Below are 22919 nucleotides of genomic sequence, written 5' to 3'. Positions count from 1 at the left end.
AGTGAATCTGCACATGCTGCTTTTTTATTTTGCTGCTGTTCCACCGTTATTCCATATTTTTAAACAGCCGGTCCTTTGACCTGGGCTTTTTATTCCCTTCGATCTTAGGCGGCATCGGTTTATAATCTACGTGTGCTCTGAGCAGCGGCATCCGTTTGTGGTGCTTCCGCAGATACAGAAGAAGGATGCCCGTCAGCACCACCATCCCCCCCGCCAGAAGCTGAGATACCGGCAGCGTGGTTCCCGGCAGGAACAACTGGTCTGTACGGATGCCCTCGATCCATACCCGGCCCAGCCCGTAGCCGAATAGGTAGAGCAGGAACAGTTCGCCCTCGTATTTTTTATGCTTCCGGTAAAAGAACAGGAAGAGCAATACGCCTAAGCACCAGAGCGATTCGTATAAAAATGTAGGATGCACCTGGATATAGCTGACCCCGTCGATGACCTCCATGTATTGGCGCATTTCTTCCGTCACATCCCTGCCGCGCACCGCATCCAGCGGCAGCCGCATGGCAAGCAGGGAGTCCGTATATCCCCCGAACACCTCCCGGTTGAAGAAATTCCCCCACCGTCCCAGCATCTGTCCGTTCACCAGCGCCATGGCAACCGTGTCCAGGATCTGGGGTGCCGAAAGCCGCTTCACCTTCGCGCAGACCAACACGGAAAGGATGGCTCCGATGATGCCCCCATAGATCGCAAGGCCGCCTTCCCGCAGGTTAAATACGCTGAGAAGGTTGTCCTTGTACATATCCCAGGAAAAGATGATATAATAGATTCTGGCTCCCGCGATCCCGCAGATGACGCCGATCAGCCCCATATCCATATAGTCTTCCGGGTTCTGCCGGGTCCGCCTTGCCTCCGCAGTGGCGATCCCGAATCCGATCAGGATTGCCAGACCGATGATGATTCCATAAAATGCGATCTCAAAGCCAAAGACCGAGATGGATTTTCCCACATGTTCAAATTCGATTCCCAGATTCGGAAAAGCGATACTTTCATGCATATTCTACACACTCCTTCCAGGTTCGGTATCTCTACGGCGGCCATGCCGCCTCCGGCAAAGGCTGGTTGTTCCCGCCGACGCCCATTTTGGTGATGCACCAAACCTCCATACCCTCATGCCGGCCTTTGCGCATTCAGGATTATACATTAAATCGGAACAAAATGATATCTCCGTCCTGTACCACATATTCCTTGCCTTCCAGCCTGACCAGTCCCTTCTCCTTGGCCGCCGCGTGCGTCCCGCAGGCCATCAGGTCGTCGTAGCTCACGATCTCCGCGCGGATAAAGCCCCGTTCGAAGTCTGAGTGGATCTTTCCCGCCGCCTGGGGCGCCTTGGTCCCTGTTTTGATGGTCCATGCCCGCACCTCCGGCTCTCCCGCCGTCAGATAGCTGATCAGGCCCAGCAGGCTGTAGCTTGCTTTTATTAGTTTTTCCAATCCGGACTCTTCTAAACCTAAATCTTCCAAAAACATTTTCTTTTCTTCGTCGTCCAGCTCCGCGATCTCCTGCTCGATCTGCGCGCAGACTACGAATACCCGGCAGTCCTCCTGCTCTGCGTACTCCCGCACGGCCCGGACGCCTTCGTTGGATGCGCCGTCGTCCGGCAGGTCGTCCTCGGATACATTGGCTGCAAAGATCACCGGCTTCGCGGTCAGCAGATTGTACTCCGCAAGCCAGCCTTCCTCGTCCTCATTTTCCGCCTGAAATGTCTTTGCCAGCTTGCTCTCTTCCAGATGCGCCCTGACCCGGTTCAAAAATTCCAGTTCTTTCGCGGCCGTCTTGTCATTTCTCGACATCTTGGTGGTCTTGGCGATCCTCCGCTCCAGGATTTCCAGATCGGAAAAGATCAGCTCCAGGTTGATGGTCTCGATGTCCCGCAGCGGATTGATGGAACCGTCCACATGGACAATGTTGCTGTCCTCAAAACAGCGGACTACATGGACAATGGCGTCCACCTCCCGGATATTGGCCAGAAACTGGTTCCCTAAGCCCTCCCCCTTGGAAGCGCCCTTCACCAGACCTGCAATATCCACAAATTCGATGACTGCAGGCACGATCTTTTTGGTATGGTACATCTCCCCCAGGACGTTGAGCCGTTCGTCCGGCACAGTCACCACGCCCACGTTGGGGTCGATGGTACAGAACGGATAATTGGCCGACTCCGCTCCTGCCTTGGTCAGTGAGTTAAATAACGTACTTTTTCCTACATTGGGCAAGCCCACAATACCTAGTTTCATATTTTGTAAATACCTCCTTGAAATGCTTTAAAAACGGCATTCTTTATAATTCTTGTTTTGTATCCCTTGTCTCCATCAAAATCACTTCCCCTTTCGGAAAAGAGATCTCCACCTCATCCTCCGCAAATTCATTGCTGACGCACAGGCTGTCGTAGGGTGTGAGCAGATGGTGGCGCAGCGGATACTTCGCCCCGCTGATGTTAAAATCCTCTACCGCCCCGGCCAGCGGAAACACCGAAAAATAGGGCCCGAAGGCATCTTCCCTGTGTAGGGTAACGGCATGGTTCAGCAGGCGGATCTGGTTGCAGCAGTCCAAAATCCGCGCCTTCACTCCCGCATCCATTGCGATCTTCAATGTCTGCACATTGGCCCAGAGGTGATCCGCCCGGTTTCCGGTTGCCCCCAGGATCACCACATTCCCCCTGCCCAGCTCCAGGCAGAGCCGCAGCGCAATCTCCGTATCTGAAGCGTCCTTCACCGGATTAAACTTCCGAATGGGGATCTTCGTCTCCCTGCGGTAATAGGATAGGACCTCCTCCGGCGTGCTGTCAAAATCCCCCACAATATAATCCGGAAGGATCTGATGCTCATACAGGAATGCCAGGCCGCGGTCTGCCGCTACAATAAATTCTGTCTCTTCACTTTTCAAAACATCCAATACAAACGCTTCCTCCAGCAGTCCTCCGCTGACAATCACTGTACGCTTATTCATACTTCATACCTCTTAAAACGGCCGAATGGCCATAATGGGGTGCCCTTGGGTATACCTCATAAAAACGGCCGAATGGCCATGATGGGGTGCCCTTGGGCATACCTCATGAAACGGCCGTGCATCCATGTCAGGAATCCTGGGTATACTCTTTAAAGATCTCCATAAAGCCTGAAACATTTTCCAGAATATCCCCCCGGAATACGGACGATCCGGACACGATCACATTGGCTCCCGCATCCAGGACTTCCCGGACATTGCTGTGGTATACTCCGCCGTCCACCTCCAGATCTGCATGAAGCCCCCGTTTCTCCAAAAGCGCCCGAAGCGTTCGGATCTTATCCAGCGAAGAGGGGATAAACGCCTGTCCCCCCAGCCCCGGCTCCACCGACATGATGAGGAACAGCTCTGCCTGGTCCAGATACGGCACAAGCACCTCCACCGGCGTGGCGGGCTTAATCGTGATCCCCGCTTTCCGTCCCCGGCCGTGGATCTTGTCCAGGACGGCCTGAAGATCGCCGCAGGCTTCATAGTGGACATTCACAATATCCGCCCCGGCGTCGCAGAACTTGTCCACATAACGGATGGGGTCCTGGATCATGAGATGCACATCCATCACCATCCCTGCGAATCCCTTCACACATTCCAGCACCGGAATCCCAAACGAGATATTCGGCACGAACATCCCGTCCATCACATCAAAATGCAGATATTCGGCTCCTCCGTCCGCACAAAGCTGCATCTGCTCTCCCAACACCTTAAAATCCGCCGATAAGATCGACGGAGCCAAAATTCTTTTCATCTCAAACTCCTTCTAATATTTCTTCTTTTCCTTCAGCTCCCGGTACATTTCCAGATAATTCTCATACCGGCTTCTGTGAATCTGCCCGTCCTCCACAGCCGCCTTCACCGCGCATCCCGGTTCATGGACATGGCTGCATCCGTTGAACCTGCAGCGCCCTTCAAAGGGCACAAATTCCCGAAAATACATTTTCAGGTCTTCCTCGCCAAAGTCATTGACATACAGGGAACTGAACCCCGGCGTGTCCATGATGTAAGAACCCTCTTCGATATAGATCAGCTCCGAATGCCGGGTGGTATGCTTTCCCCTGGCGATCTTCCGGCTGATGCTGCCTGTCTCCATCCGTGCTTCCGGCTGCAGCAGGTTGATCAGGGAGGATTTTCCCACCCCGGAAGGGCCGGCGACCGCCGTCGTCTTTCCCCGCAGCGCCTCCCGGATGCCCTCCAGGTTCTCCATCGTCAGGGCGCTGGTCAAAATCACCGGATAACCGCAGGCTTTGTAGATCTCCCCAAGCGCCGCGGCTTCCCTGGGCTTCGCAATGTCCTTCTTGTTAAAGCAAAGCACCACCGGGATCTCTTTCCTCTCCATCATGACCAGAAACCGATCCAGCAGATGAAAATGGGGCTTTGGATCGGTGACGGCAAAAATGACCAGTGCCTGGTCGATGTTCGCCACGGCAGGCCGGATCAGTTCATTTTTCCTGGGCAGGATACGTTCCAGATTGCCCGTCCCCGCTGTTTCGTCCAATATCTCGATCTCCACCTCGTCTCCGACCAGGGGCTTGATCTTTTCCTTTCGGAAGATCCCTTTTGCCTTACACTCATAAAGGCCGGATTCTGCCACGTTAACGTAGTAGAATCCGGCAATCCCTTTCACGATCTTTCCTTTCATTCAAGTCCTTTCGTCTCTGCAAATCCATGTTCCGGAAATGCTCTGGTGCAGCATCTCCGGAACACTTCTTTTTGATTTTAATTCTGGCTGACCACCAGCCCCACCGTTCCGTCATCATATAAGGTCTGTGAAATGACATAACCGGAGATCATCGTACTGTTGGTTTCATAGTCGATTATGCTTGCCGGATATCCGTAGCTGTCCAGTATGCTTATTGCGTATCCGGCCTCCATGCCTTTGACATTCGGCATGTCGCCGCCGCTGCTGCCCGGATATCCCGGACGGTCGGGATCTTTGTCTTTGTCGTCGTCCTTATCTTCCTTCCCTTTGCTCACCACATATGTGATCGGCGTATTCTTGGGCACTTTCTCCCCGGCTGCAGGGCTCTGGCTGATGATCTTGCCCTCTTCCACATCGTCGCTGAACTCTTCCCCGGATACGCTTCCTGTAAGCTCCATACTCGCGAGCAAGTTGGCTGCCTGCTCCTTGGTCATGTCTTTCAGGGACGGCACCGTCACTTTGTTGGAACCCTTGCTGACATAGAGGATGATCTTCGTGCCTTCTACCACCTCGACGCCGCCTGCGGGCGCTGTGGTAATCACCTTTCCTGCCGGAACATTGTCGTCTTCCCGCTGTTCCACTTCCACCACAAAGCCGCTGTTGGCCATCATATTCTTGGCAGCCGCCTCATCCTGTCCGGCCACCTCCGGCACCTTTTTCTTCTCAATTGCCTTGCCGATGCTGACCGAAACTAAAATCTCCGTATTGACGTCCACCTTCTGATCCGCTTCCGGACTCTGGCTGATAATCTGTCCCCGCTCAAATTCATCGGACTGTACTCTTTCTGATACGCCATACCCAAGCCCCTCCTTGGAAAGCGCATCCTTTGCCTCGTCCTCCGTCAGACCGATCAGATAGGGCACGCTGACCTGCTTCGTCTCTTCCTCCTCCTTGATGGGGCTGTCTATGGACATTTTGTCAAAAAATCCCTCGGACTTTACAACCATAAAGATAATGACCGCCGCAATGACAATGATTGCCAGCGTCACCACCACCTTCAGAACCGTGCCGACCACCGAACCGCTGCCGTCGCCGTTTCCGCGGCTGCGCTCATAGTCGTCCTCGTAATCGTCGTACTCGTCGTCGCCGTAGCCGTCATCCCCGTAACCGCCGCCATAGTCCTCTTCTTCCTCGTAGTAATCCTGCTGGTAATTATTCCTGTTCTGGATTCGTCTCTTGTCTTCATCTGACATCATGATCGTCTCATCACCTCCAGGTATATATTCCGGGTTATTCACAAAATCCCCTTCCGGGTCTACCAAGGAACGCTTCAAGTCCATGATCAGCTCCTGGCAGTTCTGATACCGGCGTTCCGCATTCTTTTGCGTACATTTTAAAATGATGCATTCCAGGCTGTAGGGGATCTCCGGCACCTCCTTCACAGGGGAAGGGATCTCCTCCTGCAGGTGCTTGATCGCCACGGATACCGTGGAATCCCCGTCAAAGGGCACATGTCCGGTGATCATCTCATACATGGTGATCCCGGCGGAATAGATGTCGCTCTTCTCATCCACATTGCCGCCCTTGGCGTGCTCCGGCGAAGTATAGTGCACCGAGCCCATCACGTTGGTGCTGATGGTCTGGGTTGAGGTGGTGGCCCTCGCAATGCCGAAATCCGTCACCTTCACTTTGCCGTCTATGGAAATGATAATATTCTGGGGCTTGATATCCCGGTGGATAATATGCTGGTCGTGGGCCGCCTGGATTCCGGTCGCCATCTGGATGGAAATGCTGATGGTCTCATTTGCCGAAAGCTGTCCCTTTTTCTCGATATAGTCCTTCAGCGTGATGCCTTCCACCAGCTCCATGACCATATAGTACAGGCCCCGATCCTGTCCCACATCGTATACATTGACCACATTGGGATGCATCAGGCCGGCCGCCGCCTGGGCTTCGCTTAAGAACTTCTGGATAAAGATCTCGTCCGAGCGGTAATCGCTCTTGAGCACCTTCACCGCCACATACCGGTTCAGCTTATGATCCTTCCCTTTATAAACATCCGCCATACCCCCTGAGCCTACCCGCTCAAGAATCTCATAGCGTTTTCCTAAAAATATTCCTTCCTTCAACATATAGTCACCTCATCCGTAAACGGTTCCGTCAGCACGACTCCAATATTGTCGGTACCACCGTTTTCTTTTGCCGCCGCCACAAGGGATGTGCCTGCTTCCACGATATCCCGTCCCCCCTGCACAATATGGAACAGCTCCTCGTCCTCCACCATATTGCTGAGTCCGTCCGTGCACATCAGTATGATGTCCCCTTTTTTCAGACGATGCTCGTAAAAATCCACATCTACCGTATCCTTTGCCCCGATCGCGCGGGTAATGATATTTTTATCCGGATGGTGCTTCGCCTCCTCCGGCTTGATACCGCCGAGACGTACCATTTCTTCCACCAGAGAGTGGTCCTTCGTAAGCTGGGTGATGCCCTGGTTGATGAGATACAGCCGGCTGTCACCTACATTTGCAAAATACATCATCTGCCGGACGATCGTCGCCACCACGACCGTCGTTCCCATTCCCTTGAGATGGGGGTCCTGGGACGCCTTTTTGATGATCTCCTGATTTGCCTTTTTGATCGCGGAGACGAGAGCCTTTTCCACATCTTCTTCCCGGCTCTGTCCCAGTTCCCTTTTCAGCACCTCTACCGTATACTTTGAGGCGTAATCTCCGGCTTGATGGCCTCCCATTCCATCCGCCACCACAAACAGATTCGGAAGAGGGCCCAGCGGATTGTCGGTTGTATAGACATAGTCCTGATTCACCTGTCTTACCATCCCTACATCAGTGATTGAAAATGTCCTCATATCTCTGCCTCCTCTATCCGTGTCTGTACATAACTTCTTCTGAGCTGGCCGCAGGCACCGTCGATGTCCGCGCCCATTTCTCTTCTTAGTGTAACATTTATCCCATATTTTTCAAGTTTATTTTTGAAATTCTGTGCATTTTTCCTGTCAGGCTGCTTCAGATTATATTCTTTTACCGCATTTACGGGGATCAGGTTCAAATGGCAATTTCTGGGGCCCAGAATCCGAATCAGTTCCCGGGCGTCATCCTCTGTATCGTTGACCCCGCGGATGAGGCTGTACTCGAATGTGATCCGCCGTCCAGTTTCCGCAAAATACGCGTCGCAGGCCGAGAGCAGATCTTCCAGGCCGTACGCGTTTGCCACAGGCATCAATTCCTTCCTTTTCTCCTGGGTGGCACCGTGGAGGGAGATGGCCAGCGTGATCTGGAGGTGCTCCCCGGCCAGATCGTAAATCCTGGGAACGATCCCGCAGGTGGACACCGTGACGCTGCGCTGGCTGATATGTAATCCGTGTTCCCCGGTCAATATGTGAAGAAACGTCAGAAGATTGCCGTAATTGTCCAGCGGCTCCCCGGTTCCCATGACGACCACGTTGGAGACCCTCTCCCCCATGATCCTCTGGAGCCGGTAGACCTGTCCGAGCATCTCCGAGGGGGAGAGGCTCCGTTCCAGGCCGCCGATGCCCGAAGCGCAGAAGCGGCAACCCATCCGGCAGCCGGCCTGGGAAGAGATACACACGGAATTGCCGTAACTGTAGCGCATCCATACGCTCTCCACCACATTACCGTCCCAGAGCCGGAAAAGGCACTTGCAGGTCCCGTCCAGCCTGGATTCCCGCTTTTCCAGCAAAACCACGGGAAGGATCTCATACGCCTCCGCCAGCCTGGCGCGGAGCTCCCTGGAGAGGTTCGTCATCTCCGAAAAATCCTCCGCCAGTCGGACATGCAGCCATTCATAGATCTGCTTTGCCCTGAATTTTTGTTCCCCCATGGCTTGTATCTCTGCCTGCAATTGTTCATATGTATATGCACAGATATCCTTTTTCATGTTTCCTGTTTTTCTTCCTTAATTTGATCTTTGCGGCAGCCCTTTCTCCATACATGCCAGAAAAAAGCCGTCGCTTTTATGGATTCCCGGCAAAAGCTGCAGACATCCCTTTTCCTGCACATCCCCCTTTAGCTCTTCGCAGAGGCTTTCCCGGATATCCCGAAGCGCAAATTCCGGATTCTGTTCCAGAAACCAGTGTACGTTTTCCAGATTTTCCGACGGGTTTATCGTGCAGGTGCTGTAGACAAGCTTCCCTCCGGGCCTGACATAAGCCTTCGCCGCTGTCAGGATCTCTCTCTGAAGCTTCACCAGGCTCTCCAGGCTTTCTTCTGTGACGTTGTATTTCAGGTCTGTTTTCTTCCCCAAAACACCCAGCCCGGAACAGGGCAGGTCCGCGATCACAATATCCGCCTTTTCAGCAGAAGCGGCGTCCAAAACCCTGGCGTCCATCTGCCGGGCCTGTATGTTGGACAGCCCGGACCGATCAATGTTCTCCTGGATCAGCCCTGTTTTATAAGCGGTCAGATCCCGGGCCTCCACAGATCCCGTACCCCGGAGCATTTCCGCCATGTGAACGGCCTTTCCTCCGGGCGCGGCGCAGACATCGATGACCACGTCCCCGGGCTTCGGCGCCGCCATCTCGCAGACCAGCATGGAGCTTACATCCTGTACGGAAAAACGCCCCTCCCTGAAACTCTGCAGATCCCCCAGATAATCCTGGCCTGAGAGATAGCAGGCATAGGGCAGATAGGGATGGGGTTCCAGGCGGATTCCCTCCCCTTCCAGCTCTTTCTGCAGTTTTAAGACTTCCGGCCACACCGCTTCTGCCCCCGTCCCTCTGGGAGGCCGTCCGCCGCCCTCCCCGATGTTCTCAAGAGAGGGCCGGACACGGACGGTCAAGGGCTTCTCCTTCTGAAACTCCTCCAGCATGGTTTCCACCGTCTGCCTGTCATAGCTCTGCAGCCAAAGCTTTAAAATCCACACAGGCATGGAATACCGGACGGAGAGCCCTTCCACAGGGTCTGACGGGTACCGCACCTGTCCAAGCCCTGCGGATGTGCTCCGCAGGACGCCGTTGACAAATCCCCGCAGCCCCGAAAAGCCTTTTTTCACGGCCAGCTTAACCGCCTCGTTGCAGACGGCGGAATCCGGCACCGTATCCATGTATTTGAGCTGATAGACCGCGCTCCGCAGGATGTTGCGGATCACGGGCTTCATCTTTTTGACTTTCACTTTGGAAAACTGGTCTAAAATGTAGTCCAGTTCGATCATGTGCTCCAGCGTGCCCTCCGTCACCCTTGTGATAAAGGCCCGCTCCTTTTTATCCAGATACTGGTACTTTCCCAGGACGTCCCTAATGACCAGGTGGCTGTACTGCCCCTTCTCCGTCACTTCCATGAGGATTCCCAGCACCAGCTCCCGCTCATTGACGGGTTTGATTTTAGTCATTCCTTCTTCTTCCTCCGATGATGATCAGACGTAAGAGCTGCAGGATAGCAGATGCCGCGCTTGCCACATAAGTCAGGGCCGCCGCGCCGAGCACCGCTTTCGTCTGCCGGATCTCCTCGGGATACAGCATGCCGCTTTTCTCCAGCGCATTCACGGCCCGGTTGGAGGCGTTGAACTCCACCGGCAGGGTTACGATCTGGAACAGCACTGCCGCGGAAAACAGCAGAATCCCCAGGTCAATAAACAGAAACGCCGAATTGCTGTTGATCACCAGCCCGATCAGGATCAGCGGCCAGGCTATGGCGGAACCGAAGTTTGCCACCGGAACCAGGGCGCCCCGGAATTTCAGCGGCGCGTACCCTGTGGCATGCTGCACCGCGTGGCCGCATTCGTGGGCCGCTACGCCGATGGCCGCCACCGAAGCCGAGCCATAGGTCGCATCCGAAAGCCCCAGTGTTTTATTTCTCGGGTCGTAATGGTCCGTCAGGTTTCCGGGAATATGGCGCACTGTCACATCGTAGATCCCGTTTGCCCTGAGGATCTTCTCCGCCGCCTCCCTCCCAGTCATCCCGGAACGGCTCCGGACAGAGGAATATCTGCGAAACACGCTGTTCACGCGGGATGATGCAAGGAGACATAAGGCCACTCCGATCAAAACCAAAATATACGTTGAATCATATCCCAAATAAAACATTCCCATTTCTTAATTCCTTTCTGTATCTGCTCTCGGCCGCGCACTCAATCGCCGGAAGCCAGCACCGTCCCCGGCACCACCGTATTGCCCCGCAGAAATGCCTGGACCTCCATGTGCTTCTTTCCGGGAAGCTGAACCTCCTGAACCACTAGCACGCCGTCCCCGGTCTGTACCGAAAACGAGTCCTTTTCCACCTCCAGGATCGTTCCGGGCGCCGCCTGCTGCGTAGTATCCCCGCTTTGAGCGGATTTCACACCGGTTTTCCAGATTTTCATGACTTTTCCGTTCCAATGGGTATAGGCGCTGGGCCAGGAATTGAGTCCCCGCACCAACCGTTCGATCTCGGCCGCAGGACGGCTCCAGTCGATGCTTCCCATCTTTTTATCCAGCATTTTCGCGTAGGGGGTGGGGCTTTCTCCCTGCTTTATGGGACGCAGGGTTCCCGCCTCTAACTCCTCCAATGTCCGCACCGCAAGCTGCGCGCCTGCCGCTGCAAGCTTATCGTGGAGACTCTCCCCGGTCTCTTCCGGGGTGATGGGCACCTCTGTCTTAAGGAGCATATCCCCTGTGTCGATGCCTTCATCCATCTGCATGGTGGTCACGCCCGTCACCTCCTCACCCCGGAGGATGGCCCACTGGATGGGCGCCGCCCCGCGGTATTTCGGCAGAAGCGAGGCATGAACATTGATGCAGCCAAAGGGCGTCATGTCCAGAAGCTCCTTTGTAAGGATCTGGCCGAATGCCACAACCACGCACACATCCGCCTGGAAGCTTTTCAGATATTCCACGCTTTCCGGCGTCCGCACCCTTTTAGGCTGAAAAACGGGAATCCCGCGTCTCATGGCCGCCTCCTTCACCGGCGGGAACTGCATTTCCTTCCCCCGCCCTTTGGGCTTATCCGGCTGGGTCACGGCCAGGCACACTTCATGGCCTGCGTCCGCCAGCGCTTCCAGCGTCCCGACGGAAAAATCGGGGGTTCCCATAAACAGCACTTTCATCTATTCTTCCTCCTCAGGAACGGCGTCATGAAGCCCGTCCTCTGTCTGATATACGTACAGCTTCCCTGATAAATGATCGATCTCATGGCACAGGGCCCTGGCTAAAAGCTCTTCGCCTTCGATCTCGACTTCTTCCATATCCTCGTTATGGGCCCGCACCTTCACGTAATAGGGCCTGGACACGATTCCGTATTTGCCCGGCACGCTCAGGCAGGCTTCCTCTCCGGTCTGGTCTCCGGAACTCTCCACCACCTGGGGATTGATCAGCACCAGCGGGCCGTCCCCGATGTCGATTACGACGATCTGCTTCAAAATCCCCACCTGGGGGGCCGCCAGTCCCACACCGGATTTTTCATACATGGTATCCAGCATATCATGGATCAAAATTTTCGTGCGGAGGGTCATCTTCGGAACCGCCTTGCACGGCTTTGTCAGAATCTCGTCCCCGATCTCACGAACCTCTCTTATTGCCATACTCTTCATATCCTCCTAGTCTAATCATAAATGTATTGCCCCGCCTCTTTAAAACACCTGCATGGGGTTGAAGTCAAACTGAATCCGCATTGTGTCAAATCCGGCGTTTACTTCAATATATTGTTCCAGTCGATTTTTCATCCTTACTAGTGTATCATATCTTTCTGCTTTTAGGTAGAGTACTTTTCGATATATATCATTAATTTTTCCGATTCCCGGGCTGGCCGGGCCGATCAGGTCCACCCGCTCCCTGCCCGTGACCCGGACGGCATATTCCTTTAAAAATCTGCAGCCGGTTTCCAGATGCGCCTCGTCCGGGCAGCTTGCCAGCACCGCCAGCAGATTTTCCACCGGCGGATAGCCCATCAGCTCCCGGTAACGGATCTCCTCCTGGTAAAAAGCTTCGTAATCCTGGGCCGCAGCGGTCACGACGGCATAGTGCTCGGGGCTGTAGGTCTGGATCACCGCCTCCCCCCTTCTGCTTCCTCTGCCTGAGCGTCCCGCGGCCTGGGTCAGAAGCTGGAAGGTCCGCTCCCCGGCCCGGTAATCGTCCGCGTACAGGGACATATCCGCGGCCAGGATGCCTACCAGGGTCACATTGGGAAAATCATGCCCCTTCACGATCATCTGGGTTCCTACCAGCACGTCCGCTTCCTCATTGGCAAATGCGGAGAGTATCTTTTCGTGGCCGTCCTTTTCCCGGGTGGTGTCCATATCCATCCGCAGCACCCGGGCCTGCGGAAACTGTGCCTTTACAATGTCCTCAATCTGCTGGGTACCGGCCCGAAATTCCCCGATGTGCCGGGAGCCGCAGGCCGGACAGCGCTCCGGCTTTTCCTCCTCGTATCCGCAGTAGTGGCAGACCAGCCCTTTATTCCGATGGGAGGACAAAGACACGTCGCAGTGGGGGCATTTTGCCACATGGCCGCATTCCCGGCAGGACACAAAGCCCGCATATCCCCGGCGGTTTAAAAACAATATGATCTGTTCTCCTTTTTCCAGACGGTCCGCCATCAGCTCCTGAAGCCGGATGCTCAGTATGGAGCGGTTTCCGTTTTTCAGTTCCGTCCGCAGGTCTGCGATATGTACCTGTGCCAGTTCCTGCTGCCCGGAGCGGTTTTTCAATTCCAGCAGCGTGTACTCTCCGGCTTTTGCCCGGTACATGGCTTCCAGCGACGGCGTGGCAGAGCCAAGCACCACGCTGGCATGCTCCATCACCGCCCGGGCAATGGCCGTTTCCCTGGCGTGATAGCGGGGGACCTGCTCGCTTTTGTAGGTATTTTCATGTTCTTCGTCGATGACCACCAGCCCCAAATCGGGAAACGGGGTAAACAGCGCGGATCTGGGCCCGATCATTACGTCGATCTTCCCCTCCTTCGCCCGCATCATCTGGTCGTACCGCTCCCCGGCGGAGAGCCGGGAATGCATGATAGACACCCGGTCCCCGAAGCATCGGTAAAACCGCATGACGGTCTGGAAGGTCAGCGCAATCTCGGGAATCAGCACAATGGCCTGCCGCCCCGTCTCCGCCACCCGGCGGATCATCTCGATATAGACCTCCGTCTTGCCGCTTCCGGTGACGCCGTGGATCAGGTAGGTTCTGTACCGCCTGTTTTCATAGTCTTCCCAGAAATGCTCCACCGCATTCTGCTGTTCTTCTGTAAATGTGATCTCCTTTCGAGCCTGCTCTTTGTGCTTCACGGGATTCCGGTATACCCGCTCCGACTCCAGCGCGGCCACCCCCTGCTCCTCCAGCGCGCGGACCACGGACAGGGGGATGTTCAGCTTTTTATGAACCAGCTCATAATCCAGCACCGGGTCGTCCAGAAGCGCGGAAAGCAGCCTGGCCCTTGCCCGCTGGTTTTTGTGCAGGTAAAATTCCAGCTTCTTCCTTCCCTCCTCCTCATCCAGAAGGAGACGGAGCCTTTTCCTGACCTTTTCCTTCTCCTGCTGCCGGATCGGCAGAACCATTTTCAGCGCCTGGATCATGGTGCCGCCGTAATGGTCTTTCATCCACGCCGCCAGCGCCACAAGCTTTCCTTCGATGGCCACGCCCTTTCGGGAAATATCCTGGATCTCCTTGATCTTTGCCGGATCGTAGCCGCAGTGTTCTGCGAAGCCCACCACATAGCCTTTGGTCAGGCGGTTCCCTTTTCCGAAGGGCACCACCACCTCCATACCTGCCGACAGGGAATCTTCCAGCCGGGAAGGGATGCTGTATTGAAAGATTTTATCCAGTTTTTCATGGGTGATGTCTATGATAATATTTGCGTACACAAAAATCTGCTGTTTGGGCCCACAGCGGCCGGCGCTCTTTCCTGCCGTGCGCAGCATCGCTGTGAACCGCAACCTTTCTCTCTATTTTTTACCAAGCTCTTCCAGAACCTCCGCGATCAGGACCCGTTCATCCATGGGATATTTTTTTCCTTTGATCTCCTGGTAATCCTCATGCCCTTTCCCGGCCAGCACGATCACATCCCCCGGCTGTCCGTTGGCGATCGCGTATTTGATGGCTTCTTTGCGGTCGCAGATCTCCACATAGGCCCCGGAGGTTCTGCCGATGCCGGTCTTGATGTCGTCGATGATATCCTGGGGCTCCTCGTCCCGGGGATTGTCGGATGTAATGATGGACAGATCCGCCAGTCGGCCGGACACCTCGCCCATCTCGTATCTGCGGTCCTTTGAGCGGTTGCCCCCGCAGCCGAACAGGCACACCAGCCGGGCCGGGTTGTATTCCTTCAATGTCATCAGCAGGCTTTCCAGGCTCATGGCGTTGTGGGCGTAATCAATCATCAGTGTAAAATCATCCGAGACCTTGACCATCTCGATCCTGCCTTTCACCTTGGCCGCCTTCAAAGCCCTGCGGATCACATCCTGGGATACGCCGAAATGGCCGCAGACCGCAATGGCAGTCAGTGAATTGTATACGCTGAAGGTTCCGGGAATGTCGATTTCCACATCAAAATCCATCTTTCCGCTGACATGGTAGGCCACTCCCAGGTAGCCCGGTCTGGACACCAGATGGGTGTCCAAAGCCTGCAGATCCGCTTTTTGGGAAAGTCCGAAGGTTTCTACCTGGCAGGCGGCCCCCCGGAACACATCCTCAAACCAGGGATCGTCCGCGTTGGCGATGCCCAGCCTGCACTGCTTGAAGAGCAGCCCCTTGCACCGCTTGTAATCTTCAAAATCCTTATGTTCATTGGGCCCGATATGGTCATGGCCCAGATTGGTAAAGATCCCGATCTCGAAGGGAATCCCCGCCGTCCGGTGCAGCATCAGCCCCTGGGAGGATACTTCCATGACCACGCTGTCGCAGCCAATCTCCACCATCTCCGCAAAATATTTGTGGATGGTGTAGGATTCCGGGGTGGTATTGGCCGCCGGGATCTTTTTCTCCCCGATAACCGCCTCGATGGTGCCGATCAGCCCCACCTTGTGTCCCACGTCCTCCAGGATGGATTTGATCATATAGGTGGTGGTGGTCTTGCCTTTGGTTCCGGTGATTCCGATGATCTTCAGTTTTTCCGCAGGGTAGCCGAAATATGCGGCGGACATGAGTGCAAGCCCATAGCGGGTATCCTTCATCCGTATGACGGTCACATGCCGGGGCACATCCACCTCTTTTTCCACGATCAGGGCAGAAGCGCCCTTCTCTGCAACCTCCCGGGCAAATCTGTGGCCGTCCGAGACCGCCCCGCTGATGCAGACAAAAACCGACCCCTGCTGCACCTGCCGGGAATCGTTGATCAGTGTGGTAATCTCCGTCTGGTCACTGCCCTGTATCTTTTCGTATTCTAAACGTTCTAATAGTTGGTTTAGCTTCATGTGTGTTCCTCCTGAAGTTTTCCGTAACGGCCCGGGGCCGGCAGATATGCCCGCGGCGTCGGACCGATACATTTTTCCTTGTATAGAATACCACAAAGACGTGAATCATGCAAATAAATGCGGCGGCAAAGATGAAGGTTGGTTACTGTTCACACCCGCCGGGTGCTCACAGTAACTGCTGTTTACAGCAGACACTTTACAAATCCGGTATTTCGTGGCATACTAAGGAGCGATGAAACAGGTCCTGAAAACAAGATGAATATTTTGCATAATGGAGTGATCATTTATGAAACAGATTATTTTTTTCTTTTTGAAACCCTTGTCCTTTCTTCCGGCACTGGCCATGATGTACGTGATCTACGGCTTTTCCGCACAGGATGCCTCTGCCTCCGGCAACCTGAGTTTTAAAGTCAGCTATAAGATCGTGGAAATCGGAAACGAAGTGCTGGAGAGGGGACTGGATGAAACCGAGATTGAAGTGTTTGCAGACCGGATCGAATATCCGGTCCGAAAGCTGGCCCACATGACAGAATACTTCATGCTGGCCGTGGCGGTTTCTTTTCCCTTCTATGTATATGGGCTGCGGGGATTTCCGCTGATGCTGGTGGCCGGGCTCATCTGTGTGGCCTTCGCGGCCGGGGATGAATACCACCAGTCCTTCGTGGCCGGCCGGGGGCCTTCCATAAAGGACGTGGGCATCGACAGCATCGGCGCCTTCTTCGGAATCCTGACCGTGCAGATCATCTGCTGGGTCTTTCTGGCCCCGGCCCGGTCTGCCAGACGGCAGGAAGAATTTGCCTACCGGAAACGGGCTAGACGGGAGGAGGCCCATCGGCGGCAGGAGGCCATACGCAGGGAGGACGCCGCCCGGCGCAGACGGAGGCGTTACTATTAGAAAAGAAGGCATACAAAAAACTGCAGGCGGCAGTTTTTTGTATGCCTTCTTTTTACTTTTTCTTCATCCGGCTGGCCTTCATCACCGCGTCCTCCCCGTACCGCTCCCGTATCCTGCTCATGGCCGCATCCAGTCTCCGGCGCTTCTCATCCACCGGCGGGGGCGGCTCTAAGTCAAAGATCGACAACTGTTCCGGCTCCCCGGCGTCCACCAGCTTTGCCGTGCGGATTCCCAGAAGCCGCACCGGTTCCCCGCTCCATGCCTCCTCAAAGAGTCTGCAGGCGGTCTCCAAAAGCACCTGGTCGTCGCAGGTGGGCCTGGGCAGCCTGGTCTGGTGGGACATAGACTGAAAATCATGGTACTTGATCTCCATGCTGACCATGTTCGCCTTCTGCCCCGCCTTTCTCAGACGCCTCCCCACACTTTGGGCAAGCTCTGCAAAAACCTCCCTTACCTCCTCGTAAGTGGAGGCGTCCTCCGCCAGTGTGGTGGAATTGCCGATCCCCTTGGCTTCCGCCTGTTCCCATTGGACAGCCGAATGGTCGATGCCGTTGGCAAATTCCCACAGCATTTTCCCATGGCTTTTCAGATGCAGCTCAATCAGGGCCGGATCTGCGCCTGCCAGGCCGCCGATGGTCTCAATCTCCAGCTTTTTCAATACCTCCACGCTGGAACGTCCCGCCATAAACAGCTCCCCAACGGGCAGGGGCCACATTTTTACCGGCACCTCCCTCAAAAACAGGGTGTGCACCTTGTCCGGCTTTTCAAAATCCGATGCCATCTTTGCCAGAAGCTTATTTTCCGAGATCCCGATATTGACCGTAAAGCCGAAACGCTCCCGTATCCCGTTCTTCATCAAAAATGCCGCGTCCAGCGGGGAGGGAAAGCGATCTCCGATCTCGGTAAAATCCAGATAGCACTCGTCTACGCTGACCTGCTCGATCTTGGACGTAAATCCCCGCAGGTATTCCATCAGCTTCTCGCTCTTTTCCCTATACATCTTATGGTTCGGCGGCTCCATTACCAGATTGGGGCATTTTCGGAACGCGTTGACCACAGGCTCCCCGGTGCGGATGCCGTACTTTTTGGCGGAAATGGACTTTGCGAGAACCACGCCGTGGCGGGACTTTTTGTCTCCCCCGATAATGGCAGGAATCTCCCGCAGATCCACCTCTGCCCCGTTTTTTAATTGTTCCACCGCCGTCCAGCTTAAGTAGGCGGAATTTACATCTATGTGAAAAATCACAGGTGACATTGTTTTTCCCATACTCCGATTCCCCATGGCCATTCCTGGCCGCCTTTTTTCGGAAGAAAGCCCTTTACGCATCCCGATACGCTATAATGACCTCGCATATCTCATGTCCGCCGTGCAGAAAGGTCTGGTCATCCCGCGGCTTTTTCTGATTATCGCAGAAGCTCAGCATATATCCTTTCTCCACACCCCTGGCTTCCAGATACCGTACCAGTTGGTCGTATCCGCTCCGCTCATACATTTCCCCCCGCCACACCTTTAATTCTACAACAATTTCCTGATTTCCGTAAAATACCTGAATGTCCATCCTGTTGTTTTTTCTCGTCTGCGGCTCTACGGCATAATGCCCGGTTCCATTGATGATCGGGCGCAGAAAGCTTAAAAACAGCAGCCGTCCGTGATTCTCGATAAATGTCCCGTCCTCATCCCGGTATTCTGCCTTCATAAATGCGGAAAAGCGGCGCAGCACCCGTTCCATATCCAGCACTCCGTCCCGCACATACTGGCTTTTTTCCACATAACCGGAGGAAGTCAGGGCATACGTCGAACGGACAGACACGAAATAATTGATAATCAATGTCTCAAACAGAACATTCGAGACCGCCGTCCTTCCGTCCTCCTCCTTCAGTATCCCATACATAACCCCCTGCTGGATGGTCGGGTTTCGGATCTCAAAAGCCACCTGCGCCCCCCGAAGCACGATCTGCTCTGCCAGATCCGAAAATTCCGGATGATTGCGGATATTTTTTATCACATCATCAAAAAGCGTATTATTGGCTTTCAAAAGCTCCTTCACTGCTGTGCGCAGTCCGTTTTTATCCCAGGGCAGATTTTTCTCATCCATGAGCTTACACAGACTGCTCACCAGAAACGGATACCCGTTTGTATATTCGAACAGCCCCCCTGCGATCTGCAAAACGTCCATGCCCGTATGGGTATCCTCCTCATATTCCCGGAGCATACTTTCGATCTCCGTTACAGAGAGACCCATATCCACATCAAAATCAGCGGAAATGTTCCATGGGCTGTTATAATTCTGTCCCTCCTCCGGCCGGATTTTCATTTTCAGGTTCTTGATATCATGCACACCGGCCAAAACTACGCTGTCAAAGGTGGCGTCTCCTCCCACTCTCCGTCTCAGATACCGCTCCCGCAGCATTCCGAGGAACGTCAGGAACACCTGGTTGTCCGCAGCCTTGTCCACCTCGTCGATCATCAGTATGACCGGTTTCCCCGCCTGTCCGCACAATGCGGTAATCCGATCCCCCAACACTTCCATTGCCAGCGTCCGGCAGATCTCTTCCCGGAAAATCTCCGCAAGCCTGGGATGCGCCTTTCTCAGAGTCTTATAAAAGCTGATGTTCAAGCCTTCCGCAAAGTTCTGCAGGGAGGTAAAATACTCCTCTTTGCCTTCAAAGCTGATGCTCAGAACCACACAACGGTCTTTCAGTTCCTCCTGCAGCAGATACAGGATCGTCGTTTTTCCGTACTGCCGCGCCCGGCTGATCGTAAAATATTCGTCCTGGTCTACGTATTCTTCGATGATACGGTTTACCTTGTCCCTCACATCCGCCATATAATGATACTTTGGAATGCACAGTCCCGCCGTATTAAACCTTTTCCGCTTCTGCAAAATGCCTCTTTCCATCCGCACACCTCCGCTCCGGCTGCTGTCTCCGCCTTTCAGTTCTTACCTGAATGTTTTCTATTTTGCAGCGGTATCACTTTCTGTATCAGGTACCCGCCATCTCCCCGATCTTCACCCGCTCCTCCTTCACAAATACGGACCGGTACTGCTCCAGTCCGAATCTGCGGACAAACAGCTCGCATTTACAGAGGAAGAAATAATAAGGGTTCACGCCCTCCCCGAAGAGGCTTTCAAAATTCCCCTGTCCTTTGGAAATGACCAGGTCGGCGTCCAAAATGAGCCTTCTCGTCTGCCTGCCGAACCTTTTGAGGACCGTCCCCGGGGCCCCGTTGCCGTTTCCCACGCAGGGCACCAGATCTGTAAGGCCCACTTCCCGCGCATCCTCCATGGTGGCATCGTTGATGACCTCTTTTCCCCTGACGATCACCGTGATCTGCAGGTGCGGGTACTCTTCTTTCAAAAAACGGATAAACACCTTGTCCAGCACGATCTCCCCACAGTTGTCTGTCAGATAGACCAGCTTCTTCGCCTTTTCCAGATCCTTCCGAAATTCCCGGTATTCCTCCTGGGGCACCGTCTCCCCGCCGGCCTTTTCCAGCAGCTTTTCAAAGGTCTGCTCCGTCACATGCTCCACCGCGGAAAAATCAATGTAATTTGCCGCGCAGACGTACTTGACGCACTCCTCCACAGGGTCCTCCGACCCGCGAATCCGCCGCTCGATCTCCTGTTCCTTATCCAGCAGAAGCCGGTTGTACCTGTGCTTGATCTGGGAGTAATCTTCGGCCTCCCCCCAGAAGTTCTCATACAGTTGGTCAATCTGTTCCGCAAGCCACGGCGCCGATTCTGAACGGCCGTGCCTGTAAAGTATTTCCAGCACCCGATGCATATAGTCAGATTTTTTATGTTCATCCGAAAACGGCCTGATCTGCCTCTCCTGCTTTCCGATCATGCAGGAAATACACATGGAATTTGCTTGCATCTTTTTTACCTCCCTTTGTAACCAATTTGCAGGGCAAATGGATTTGTACAACGATTCCTCTTTGTATTTTACTCCAAAACCTGGCAAAAATCACCTGTTTCTTTTGCAGAAATCCGTTTCGCTTCCTCCGTCATCTTTCCCCGGTCCATCTGGTGTCTCAGCTTCCGGTTCTTTACGCTGTCAAAGATGATGGAAAAATCGTAATCCTCCGGGTACAGTTCCTCCGCAGCCACATGCAGCTTGATCCGCTTCTGGTTGATCCAGATCTTCTTATTCTGAAGCTGCACCTGCAGGATACCTTTTTCATCCATCGGCCGGCATACGATCCCGATCTTTTTGTCCGGGTACACCATCACGCTGTCCCCTCTCTGGAACGCCCTTCCTTTCGGCTGCGCCGGCGCCTGCGGCTTTTGCCTTCTGATTCCCGGCACAGAGACTTTTTCCAGCCTGTTTTCTGCCGTCACCTGATCCAGGTTTTCCGGGATTTCCCGGCTTCCATAGGCAGCCTCCATGGCCGTCCGCAGCATGTCCCCGGGCATCCCCATCCTTCCCGCGATATAAAACGCGCAGCTTTCCCCTGCTTCCCCGATCACCAGCCGATAAAGGGGCTTTAAGCTTTCCCGGTCAAATGTCATCCTGGCGTTTACAATCTCTTCTCTCTGACTGGCGTACTGTTTGACCTCCGGGTAGTGGGTGGTTACCAGAAACAGCGCGCCGCTTTTCCGCAGCTCTTCCAGAATCGCCACTGCGATCCCCATGCCTTCCGCCGGATCGGTACCGGAACCCAGCTCGTCCATCACCACAAGGCTGTCTTTGTTCACCCTCTTCAAAATATCCAGCACATTCGCAATGTGGGCGGAAAAGGTGGACAGGTTCTCGGACAGGTTCTGTCCGTCCCCGATGTCGCACAGGAAATTGCTGTTCATGCAGATCTCCGCCTCCCGGCAGGCCACGTGCAACCCGCATTGAGCCATCATGCAGTTCAATGCCACGGTCTTGATGGCAACGGTCTTTCCGCCTGTGTTGGGCCCAGTAATGACGATCCCCCGGAATTGCTTCCCGATCTCAAATTGCAGCGGCACACACTCTTCGGGCTCCATCAAAGGATGCCGCCCGTCCCGGAATACCATGTACCGATCCGTATTGATCCCGGGCTCTGTTCCGCCGTATTCCAGGCTCAGACTGCCTTTTGAAAAAATATAATCCAGCTTTTCCATGGTGCGGATGTTTTGTTCCAGTACCTCGGCCTGGTCTGCGATCATGGCAGAAAGCTCATAGAGTATCCGGCGTTCCTCATTTTCCGCATATACATAGAGAAGCTGCAGCGCCTCAAAATAGTGCCCCACAGAAGCCGGCTCTATGAATAAGGTGCTTCCCGTGGAAGACTTGTCGATCACGGCCCCTTTGATCTGAAACTTATATTCCTTTTTCACCGGAATGCAGAGATGTCCGTTCCGCACGGTGCTGAAATTGTCTGACAGGCATGACTTGTTGGCGCGCATCACCGCGTCTGCCTTCTCCCGCATCCCTCTCTCGTTGATTTCGATCTCGTCACGGAACGATTTCAGCAGTTTGGACGCATTGTCGTCCACCCTGCCGTTTCGGATCTGGAGGCCGATCATGTCCTTCACATCCTCAAGGCCGTCCAGATTTTCCTCATAGTATGCCAGAGAAATCTCCCACTGCCTGGAGCGGCTCAGGTAGCTTTTCAGCCGCATGACGGCGGCAAGGGCCTGCTCCATCTCTTCCAACTGGGAGACAGACAGGCAGTCCCCCCTCACCGCCCCGCGGACAGCTTCCCGAATCCCCTCCATGGGGACCAGCGGCGGATTTCCGTGGATCTCAAGCATCTTTTTTGCTTCGCTTGTTTCCCTCTGCTTTGCGCGCAGCTCGCTCTCGGAGAGGAAGGGCTTCGTATTCCATATGGCTTCCTTTGCCCATTTGGTATGCGCCAGCTCGGCCCACCATGTTTTGATTTTGTCAAATTCTATGATTTCTTCTATCTGTATCATGTTTTAATCAACCTTTCTTTGAAAAATTCCCATTGCCTTAGTGTTTTTTCTTCCACAGGAAAATTCGGAAATGCTTCCTGTAAAATAACGCTGCTTCCTGTAGACTGAATCGTTTTTCTGCAGATGAAAGGAG

General features: G+C 54.3%; 19 protein-coding genes. 1 reads left to right on the top strand and 18 read right to left on the bottom strand.

Annotation, left to right across the window (positions count from 1 at the left end; all coding sequences use genetic code 11):
- Positions 1–46: 46 nt before the first annotated feature.
- The 14 genes from lgt to EBB54_RS05295 all read right to left on the bottom strand — a co-directional run bounded on the left by lgt (position 47) and on the right by EBB54_RS05295 (position 16000).
- The gene (gene lgt / locus EBB54_RS05360; protein WP_125126652.1) at positions 47–1003 is read right to left on the bottom strand and encodes a prolipoprotein diacylglyceryl transferase; all 957 of its coding nucleotides are present in this window, start codon (positions 1001–1003) and stop codon (positions 47–49) included.
- A gap of 139 nt (positions 1004–1142) precedes the next feature.
- Positions 1143–2240 (bottom strand): redox-regulated ATPase YchF, encoded by a 1098-nt coding sequence (ychF, locus tag EBB54_RS05355; RefSeq protein WP_004069106.1) that lies wholly within the window; start codon positions 2238–2240, stop codon positions 1143–1145.
- Positions 2241–2283: 43 nt separating this feature from the next.
- Positions 2284–2952 (bottom strand): thiamine diphosphokinase, encoded by a 669-nt coding sequence (locus tag EBB54_RS05350; RefSeq protein ID WP_125126651.1) that lies wholly within the window; start codon positions 2950–2952, stop codon positions 2284–2286.
- A gap of 127 nt (positions 2953–3079) precedes the next feature.
- Complete coding sequence (rpe, locus tag EBB54_RS05345; protein ID WP_125126650.1) at positions 3080–3751, bottom strand: ribulose-phosphate 3-epimerase; 672 nt, start codon at positions 3749–3751, stop codon at positions 3080–3082.
- A gap of 12 nt (positions 3752–3763) precedes the next feature.
- Complete coding sequence (gene rsgA / locus EBB54_RS05340; RefSeq protein ID WP_125126649.1) at positions 3764–4642, bottom strand: ribosome small subunit-dependent GTPase A; 879 nt, start codon at positions 4640–4642, stop codon at positions 3764–3766.
- Positions 4643–4719: 77 nt separating this feature from the next.
- Positions 4720–6774: a Stk1 family PASTA domain-containing Ser/Thr kinase gene (gene pknB / locus EBB54_RS05335; protein WP_125126648.1), complete on the bottom strand. Its 2055-nt coding sequence runs from the start codon at positions 6772–6774 to the stop codon at positions 4720–4722.
- Positions 6768–7511 (bottom strand): Stp1/IreP family PP2C-type Ser/Thr phosphatase, encoded by a 744-nt coding sequence (locus tag EBB54_RS05330; RefSeq protein WP_004069117.1) that lies wholly within the window; start codon positions 7509–7511, stop codon positions 6768–6770. The genes pknB and EBB54_RS05330 overlap by 7 nt, the downstream gene beginning before the upstream one ends.
- Positions 7508–8560: a 23S rRNA (adenine(2503)-C(2))-methyltransferase RlmN gene (gene rlmN / locus EBB54_RS05325; RefSeq protein ID WP_125126647.1), complete on the bottom strand. Its 1053-nt coding sequence runs from the start codon at positions 8558–8560 to the stop codon at positions 7508–7510. Before rlmN ends, EBB54_RS05330 begins: the two co-directional genes overlap by 4 nt.
- Before the next feature lie 18 nt (positions 8561–8578).
- Positions 8579–10009 (bottom strand): 16S rRNA (cytosine(967)-C(5))-methyltransferase RsmB, encoded by a 1431-nt coding sequence (rsmB, locus tag EBB54_RS05320; protein WP_125126646.1) that lies wholly within the window; start codon positions 10007–10009, stop codon positions 8579–8581.
- The gene (locus EBB54_RS05315; RefSeq protein WP_125126645.1) at positions 10002–10709 is read right to left on the bottom strand and encodes a zinc metallopeptidase; all 708 of its coding nucleotides are present in this window, start codon (positions 10707–10709) and stop codon (positions 10002–10004) included. Before EBB54_RS05315 ends, rsmB begins: the two co-directional genes overlap by 8 nt.
- 38 nt (positions 10710–10747) lie before the next feature.
- Complete coding sequence (fmt, locus tag EBB54_RS05310; protein ID WP_125126644.1) at positions 10748–11701, bottom strand: methionyl-tRNA formyltransferase; 954 nt, start codon at positions 11699–11701, stop codon at positions 10748–10750.
- Positions 11702–12175 carry a peptide deformylase gene (gene def / locus EBB54_RS05305; protein WP_125126643.1) on the bottom strand — a complete coding sequence of 158 codons (474 nt, stop codon included), beginning with the start codon at positions 12173–12175 and terminating at the stop codon, positions 11702–11704. It lies immediately after the preceding gene.
- Between the two features lie 48 nt (positions 12176–12223).
- A complete protein-coding gene (gene priA / locus EBB54_RS05300) occupies positions 12224–14452 on the bottom strand; it encodes a replication restart helicase PriA (RefSeq protein ID WP_125126642.1) in 2229 nt (742 codons plus the stop codon).
- 81 nt (positions 14453–14533) lie between these two features.
- Positions 14534–16000: a UDP-N-acetylmuramoyl-L-alanyl-D-glutamate--2,6-diaminopimelate ligase gene (locus EBB54_RS05295; protein ID WP_125126641.1), complete on the bottom strand. Its 1467-nt coding sequence runs from the start codon at positions 15998–16000 to the stop codon at positions 14534–14536.
- Between the two features lie 286 nt (positions 16001–16286).
- Between EBB54_RS05295 and EBB54_RS05290 the strand changes: the two genes are divergently transcribed.
- Positions 16287–16895 (top strand): VanZ family protein, encoded by a 609-nt coding sequence (locus tag EBB54_RS05290; RefSeq protein ID WP_004069131.1) that lies wholly within the window; start codon positions 16287–16289, stop codon positions 16893–16895.
- Between the two features lie 52 nt (positions 16896–16947).
- Here the strand turns inward: EBB54_RS05290 and EBB54_RS05285 are convergent, their stop codons facing one another.
- From EBB54_RS05285 to EBB54_RS05270, 4 genes are all read right to left on the bottom strand, one after another.
- Positions 16948–18150 (bottom strand): Y-family DNA polymerase, encoded by a 1203-nt coding sequence (locus tag EBB54_RS05285; protein WP_125130616.1) that lies wholly within the window; start codon positions 18148–18150, stop codon positions 16948–16950.
- A 64-nt stretch (positions 18151–18214) separates the two neighbouring features.
- A complete protein-coding gene (locus EBB54_RS05280) occupies positions 18215–19795 on the bottom strand; it encodes an AAA-like domain-containing protein (protein ID WP_125126640.1) in 1581 nt (526 codons plus the stop codon).
- Positions 19796–19880: 85 nt separating this feature from the next.
- Positions 19881–20774: a damage-control phosphatase ARMT1 family protein gene (locus EBB54_RS05275; RefSeq protein WP_004069141.1), complete on the bottom strand. Its 894-nt coding sequence runs from the start codon at positions 20772–20774 to the stop codon at positions 19881–19883.
- Positions 20775–20842: 68 nt separating this feature from the next.
- The gene (locus tag EBB54_RS05270) at positions 20843–22786 is read right to left on the bottom strand and encodes an endonuclease MutS2 (RefSeq protein ID WP_125126639.1); all 1944 of its coding nucleotides are present in this window, start codon (positions 22784–22786) and stop codon (positions 20843–20845) included.
- Positions 22787–22919: the final 133 nt, after the last annotated feature.

This window comes from Schaedlerella arabinosiphila (genome assembly GCF_003885045.1).
Classification (GTDB): domain Bacteria; phylum Bacillota; class Clostridia; order Lachnospirales; family Lachnospiraceae; genus Schaedlerella; species Schaedlerella arabinosiphila.
The sequence above is the reverse complement of the archived record's forward strand: the minus strand, read 5'-3'. Positions and strand labels throughout refer to the sequence as shown.